This is a genomic window from Mesobacillus boroniphilus JCM 21738 (genome assembly GCF_000517385.1).
GTDB classification, from domain to species: Bacteria; Bacillota; Bacilli; order Bacillales; family Cytobacillaceae; genus Mesobacillus; species Mesobacillus boroniphilus.
The window spans coordinates 1-4136 of record NZ_BAUW01000157.1 but is presented as its reverse complement, the minus strand read 5'-3'; the positions used below and the strand labels follow the sequence as shown (position 1 = coordinate 4136).

General features: G+C 40.4%; 3 protein-coding genes. All 3 read right to left on the bottom strand.

Annotated features, from left to right (window positions below; all coding sequences use genetic code 11):
- Window positions 1–265: 265 nt before the first annotated feature.
- The 3 genes from JCM21738_RS21065 to JCM21738_RS21055 all read right to left on the bottom strand — a co-directional run bounded on the left by JCM21738_RS21065 (window position 266) and on the right by JCM21738_RS21055 (window position 3889).
- Window positions 266–580 (bottom strand): MTH1187 family thiamine-binding protein, encoded by a 315-nt coding sequence (locus JCM21738_RS21065; protein WP_023627327.1) that lies wholly within the window; start codon window positions 578–580, stop codon window positions 266–268.
- A 22-nt stretch (window positions 581–602) separates the two neighbouring features.
- Window positions 603–1763 (bottom strand): YqgU-like beta propeller domain-containing protein, encoded by a 1161-nt coding sequence (locus tag JCM21738_RS21060; RefSeq protein ID WP_148296167.1) that lies wholly within the window; start codon window positions 1761–1763, stop codon window positions 603–605.
- Window positions 1764–1999: 236 nt separating this feature from the next.
- Window positions 2000–3889 carry an LTA synthase family protein gene (locus tag JCM21738_RS21055; RefSeq protein WP_035210152.1) on the bottom strand — a complete coding sequence of 630 codons (1890 nt, stop codon included), beginning with the start codon at window positions 3887–3889 and terminating at the stop codon, window positions 2000–2002.
- Window positions 3890–4136 lie beyond the last annotated feature (247 nt).

Genomic DNA, 4136 nt, shown 5'->3' with positions numbered 1-4136 from the left:
TAAACTTTTTTACTAAGATTAGTGTCTAGCTCCAGCGCCTAGCCCCTCGAGACGCTTGTCTAGCTGCGGCTCCTAACTCCTCGAGACGTTTCGGTCCTGCCAATGAAGTCAAATAACGACTTCACTGTCAGGCCCTCCAACGCTTGTCGGAGTTGGGCAGTCGCCTCCGCTTTTCGATTTCGGTCCGCCCGATGAAGTCAAAGATCGACTTCACCGGTCGGCCCTCCAGCGCTTGTCGGGGCTGACCAAGGCGCTTGCGCTTTTCTTATTGCTGCAGCAATTCGTTTACTCTGTTTACCTTATCCTGCATCTTTCTTTTCACATCGCGCCTGTCGTCAATCCGGATATTTGTGGCTACCCGCTGGATGCCTGCATTGAACGGTGCTTCGTGAATCGCCTGGATTACCTCAAACAAAACGGGAAGTTCACCTTCTATCAAGGTATTCATCGGTGTAAGTTGATATTGGATTTCGCCCTGCTCTTCATACTGCTTAAGAATCTTTTGAATATCTGCTACATAGGAACTGACACTTGGTGTCCCTGTTCCGACTGGGATCACTGTTACATCAACAATTGCCATCAAAATCTCTCCTTGTAAATAATTAGTGAACGAGATCAATTATCTCGTTTGTCTCGATATTCAAGACTTTATCAAACTGAAAACCGTACAGGCATACTTCTCCGGAGGGAGAGCAGGAAAGTGGCTCATTTGCCATTTCGGTGAAAATAACTTCCTCGTTACCTGTATCTAAATGATAACGCCTTAAGTCAAATCCTCCATCGTAAAGGTCCGCTTCACCCTGCTCTGTTGCCTGCAGATAAATAAAATTCTTTCCATTTTCCATTAAATCATAAAAGGGAACGACCCATCCAGAAAAAGAAGTTAACAATGGAGCCTCGATACTTCCGACCGATTTATCAGCATTCCTGAAGAATTCATACAGTCCAAATTCTCGATTTTCTTCTTCATTCACTTTTATAGTCATTAAGTATTGTCCTTGCGAATCAAATTGATATACATCTTCGAGTAAGGTTTCAGCTTTGTTTTCTTTCAAAGAAAAGGTACGTAGCGGGGCCTTTAGTGAAATCCCATCTTCATCCCACTCCTGATAAACAAGCTCCCCCTCAGAAATCCATCTTACAAAAGGCTCTGGCAGTTTAATCTCTTTCAGGTTATTATTCCTTAAATCCAATAAATAGCTATTGAAATCCCAGTCTTCTGAAAATGCAGAAACCACTAGCAAATTCTCATCGAATGGATTCCATTCAAAATTTAGTTCATATGATTGAATGGTTGTAGAATGCAATTCTTTCCCCGATAAATCGATAACAGTGAGGATCCCTTCTTCTGATGCAGCGCTATGAATCATTACCTTTTTCTTCTCCGGACTTGGTACCGCGGTTATAATTGGCTGCTCACTTCTATACAGCAATGATTCCTTTCCGGTCCCAAGATTGTATGAATATAATAAAGAATTGCTTTCCCCTTTATTTGTGATATAGAGAATTTCTGAATCACTTAGCCAGCCTGCAGACTTATAGAATTCTTCCTGTTCCCCAATCTCTATTGGAACAATTTCCGCTCCTAAAAACGAAGGGCCTGGAGATTCCTTTATTCTATTAAAGCCGTGGCCAGTTCCCTCATGCAATGAAGCATCAAGCTTCTGGGAGCAGCCGGAAAGGGCGAATGCAGAAGTGATGATGATCAACAACAACCAGCAAACATAAGGTATACAATATGTACTCTCCTTAAAGTGTCTCACCTCTACCCCCCATTTTAAACAATGTATATATCTGTACGTTACAAACTCATAAATGTTTCAATGAATTCCGAAAAATCCAATGTTTTTAACACAGAGTATTTCTGACTTTCAACAAACAAAAGTGAAAATCCCACTAAGTAATATCCCATGTATCCAGGCAAATTACCATCCTTATTTACTAATTGATACATTAATAATAAAAACCTGCACCTTTAAGGCACAGGTTTCACTTAGAATTACTCGTTTGATTTCGGGTAACTCTTTTCTTTACTGGCATTTTTCTCGTCATAAAATCTCAGCAAGTCCCCATAAATAATTTTATCGGAATACTCAAGCTCGTTCTGTGCTTGATCAAAGAAAGGCTCACAAGCTGCTTTGTCAGTCGGCTCACCAGTTGATTTATCATAGCAAGTTTCTTTTGTGAATACATGATCCTTTGTGATAAAGCTGCCATCGCGCAGAACCGCAAAGTCAAGCCGGTCCTTTGAGAATAGGTCTGATCCGAAGTTGATGTTGTTCTTAGTATCGATTCCCAACAGATGAAGAATAGTCGGCTTAAGGTCGATTTGTCCGCCTACAGTTGGAACCGTCATGCCTTCCTGACCTGGGATATGAACAATCAATGGCACCTGCTGCAGCTGCGTGCTTTCAAATGGTGTGATCTCCTTGCCGAGATACTCACCCATCGCCTTATTATGGTTCTCGGAGATTCCATAATGATCTCCATATAAAATGATGATTGAATCCTCATAGAGGCCTTCATCTTTTAATTTTTGTATAAACAGTTTTAAAGCTTCATCCTGATAACGGACAGTCGGGAAATAATTGTTGACTGTCTTGTCATTTGAAGAATATGGATCGACAAAGCGGTCTTCTTCATTCAATTCGAATGGGAAGTGATTCGTCAACGTAATGAACTTTGAATAGAATGGTTTCGGCATAGCCTTCAAATGTTCAACAGACTGTTGGAAGAACTCTATATCTTTCAATCCCCAGCCTGCTGAATTTTTTTCTGTCACGTCATAATCAGGCAGCGAGTAAAAGCGCTCGTATCCCAGTGATTGGAACATAATATCACGGTTCCAGAAGCTCTTGTTATTCGCGTGCAGAGAAGCAGTGAAATAGCCGTTCTCATTCAAGATCTCAGGTGTCGCTGTAAATTCATTACCTGAGTGCGTAAAGAAAACTGCGCCACGGCTTAATGGATACAATGAGTTATCCACAAGGAATTCAGAGTCTGAAGTTTTCCCCTGGCCAGTCTGATGATAAAAATTATTAAAGTAATAGCTCTCTTTAATGAAATCGTTCAGGAAAGGTGTAATTTCCTGTCCATTCACAGTTTGATTTATGACAAAGTTCTGCGTGGATTCCATTGAGACCAGAATCACGTTCTTGCCCTTAGCAATACCAAACATGTCTTCGTTCGGCGGCAGATAGTTAGCACGCACATAGTTGTCGATATCAGCCAGTTCACTGCCATCAGCCATAGCTCTCTGCGCCGAAGACTTTGACTGTAGGAAAGCATCATAAAGGTGATAATTGTATGTCCCAATATTTTTGACCAGTATTTCTCTATCGAAAGTTCGTGTCAACAGCTGCGGACGCTCAGTTTCAGCCATTCCCAGGTTGAAAAATGAAATCGCGATTGCTACAAGGAAATATGCTCTGCGGTCCACCTTGGAAAATTCCCGATATCCTATTAGATTTGATTTAACCTTCAATAGAAGGGGCAATAGGAGGAAATCAGCGAAATATAACAAGTCACTGAAGTTAATCAATTCAGTAACACTGCTTCCCAAGTCGCTCATATTGCTCGTTTGGAAAAGCACAGGTATCGTCAGGAAGTCATTGAAGAAACGGTAGAATACTACATTTGCGAACAGAATCGCTGAAACTATGAAACTTGTAATCAAAATGTAGCGTTTCTGAGCTTTTTCCTTCATGAACATGCTAACTCCAAAAATGACCATCAGGAAACTTAATGGATTCATGAACAGGATGATCTCCTGTCTCCAGTTCTCGATCTTTATATCAAAGCTAGTTTTATAGGCAATATAAGTCTTTAGCCAAAGCAGGATTGTCGCGACCGCAACAATGGATGCTTTAGTCCATTTATTATTCTTCATTTGTTTGTTACCTCCCTGTTAAAAATAACAGATACGGGGATTTCAAGGTAATTATTTCCATTTTGTTCGAGAAACAAAGATAATCTTAATACTTTTTTTTCTAAAAAGCAAACAAAAATCAAACCTAAAAACCATAGACCAATTACTGTCATTTTCCTCTAATTTAGACGAATCAAACCTAAAAAAGTTTCGGAAACGTCTAAATTCCGAAAAAAATTGAAACTTTTGGCAGAACAAAAAGCGCAAG